Source organism: Gordonia soli NBRC 108243 (genome assembly GCF_000334455.1).
GTDB classification, from domain to species: Bacteria; Actinomycetota; Actinomycetes; order Mycobacteriales; family Mycobacteriaceae; genus Gordonia; species Gordonia soli.
The window spans coordinates 1-850 of the sequence record NZ_BANX01000056.1; the positions used below are offsets into that span (position 1 = coordinate 1).

Consider the following 850-nt stretch of genomic DNA (forward strand, 5'->3'; position numbering starts at 1 on the left):
CCGGCCACCGCACCGATCACCGCCTCGATCTCCCCCAACTCGATCCGCTGCCCACGCAACTTCACCTGAAAATCAACACGCCCCACATACTCCAACCCACCACCAGACCACCGCACCCGATCACCAGTCCGATACAACCGCCCACCACCACCGAACGGATCCGCCACAAACCGCTCCGCAGTCAACCCCGCACGCGACTCATACCCCCGCCCAACCTGAACACCACCCACATACAACTCACCCACCACACCCGCAGGCACCCGACGCAACCGCGAATCCAACACCCACACCGACACACCCGGCACCGGACCACCAATCGGAACCACACCCTCACCACCACCAACCACATACGACGTCACATCCACCGCCGCCTCAGTCGGCCCATACAAATTCACCAACCCCGCCGACGACACCAACCCCGCCAACCCCCGCGCCACCGACACCGACAACGCCTCACCCGAACAAAACACCCACCGCAACGACCCCAAACCCACACCACCAGAACCAGACCCACCAGAACCAGACAGGGCCTCCACGAACACCGACAACATCGACGGCACAAAATGCACCACCGACACCCCGAACCGCTCCACCACCGACGCCACATACCACGGATCCCGATGACCACCCGGCTCCGCAACCACCACAGACGAACCAACCATCAACGGCCAGAACAACTCCCACACCGACACATCAAACGACACCGGCGTCTTCACCAACACCACATCACCACCACCCACACCAAACAACGACTCCATCCACCCCAACCGATTCAGCACCGCCCCATGCGACACCGACACACCCTTCGGCCGCCCCGTCGACCCCGACGTGAACAACGTGTACACCGCGT

The 850-nt window shown here is 62.7% G+C and carries 1 protein-coding gene; it reads right to left on the bottom strand.

Features of this window, described 5'->3' with window-relative positions; genetic code table 11:
• A partial coding sequence (locus GS4_RS24625) for an AMP-binding protein (protein WP_040511837.1) occupies positions 1-850 on the bottom strand: 850 nt, incomplete at both ends.